The organism is Actinotalea ferrariae (genome assembly GCF_019733465.1).
GTDB lineage: Bacteria > Actinomycetota > Actinomycetes > Actinomycetales > Cellulomonadaceae > Actinotalea > Actinotalea ferrariae_A.
Genome location: NZ_JACVQL010000405.1, coordinates 1 through 1,380 on the forward strand (window position 1 = coordinate 1; position 1,380 = coordinate 1,380).

Annotated in this window: 1 protein-coding gene and 1 pseudogene; both read right to left on the minus strand. The window is 74.6% G+C overall.

What is annotated here, in order from left to right; all coding sequences use genetic code 11:
- The coding region (gene pknB, locus ICW40_RS20390; RefSeq protein WP_221655799.1) for a Stk1 family PASTA domain-containing Ser/Thr kinase at window positions 1-959 on the minus strand (959 nt) is incomplete at its 3' end.
- Window positions 959-1,380: pseudogene (locus ICW40_RS20395) on the minus strand (hypothetical protein); the annotation flags it as partial. The pseudogene ICW40_RS20395 and the gene pknB, both read right to left, overlap by 1 nt.

Consider the following 1,380-nt stretch of genomic DNA (forward strand, 5'->3'; position numbering starts at 1 on the left):
GGCCCGGGCCGCAGCACCTCGGTCGCGGCACCGGCGGCCAGCGCACCGGCGCCGACGGCGCCCGCACCCAGCGCGCCGAGGGCGGGCGCGTTGATGTGGCCACCGCGCAGGGCGGCCTCGAGGTCGGACCGGAACTCGGCCGCCGAGCTGTACCGCTGCTCGCGGTCCTTGGCGAGCGCCTTCATCGTGATCCGGTCGAGCGCCTCGGGGACGTCCGACGCGAACGTGCTCGGCGGCGGCGCCACCTCGCGTGCGTGCTGGTACGCGACGGCGACGGGCGAGTCGCCGATGAAGGGCGGACGGCCCGTGAGCAGCTCGAAGAGGAGGCAGCCGGTCGAGTACAGGTCGCTGCGCGAGTCGACCTGCTCGCCGCGCGCCTGCTCGGGCGAGAGGTACTGCGCGGTGCCGATGACCGCCTGCGTCTGCGTCATCGTGCCGGCCGAGTCGGCCATCGCGCGGGCGATGCCGAAGTCCATGACCTTGACGGCGCCCGTGGGCGTCAGCATGACGTTCGCGGGCTTGATGTCGCGGTGCACGATGCCCGCGTGGTGGGAGTACTCGAGCGCCGACAGCACGCCGGCGGTGATCTCGACGGCCTCCTCGAGTGGCACGGCGGACCCGTCGCGCAGGATGTCGCGGACGGTGTGCCCCTCGACGTACTCCATGACGATGAACGGGACGTGCGAGACGGCGCCGCCCTGCTCGGTGAAGATGTCCTCGCCGGTGTCGTACACGGCGACGATCGCGGGGTGGTTGAGCGAGGCCGCGGCCTGCGCCTCGCGCCGGAACCGGGCCTGGAAGGACGGGTCGCGGGCCAGGTCGGAGCGCAGGATCTTGATGGCCACGGTGCGCCCGAGACGCGTGTCGTGGCCGATGTGGACCTCGGCCATGCCTCCGCGCCCGATGAGCTCGCCGACCTCGTAGCGGCCGCCGAGGATCCGAGGTGCGTCGTCCACCACTACAGGTTCCTCGCTGTCGTCGTCTGCCCTGCATCCCGGTCCAGGCTCGGTGCCTGACCCGTCGCCCCGATGGTCACGGCGGCTGCGCCCAGTGTGTCGTCCGTCGCCGCCGCAGGGGCCGGTGTCTCGCCTCGGGCCGCCTGCGCGCTGCCGCCCTCCAGGGTACGCAGCGGCAGCATCCCACGTCCCGGCACGTCGGCGAGGGAGGCGGCACCCGACGACGTCGTCGTCGGCGTGCGCTCGGCGCCCCAGACGCGGTCCGCGAAGAGCGCGCCGAGCACGGCGAACAGCACGACGAGCACGAGCGCGACGAGGGGGCGCGACACGACGCCGCCCCAGCGCAGGCCCGTGGTCGTGGACGTCCGCCGCGGCGTCGCCGACCCCGGCCGCGCACCGGCGCCCGGGCGGGCGGCGCCCGCAC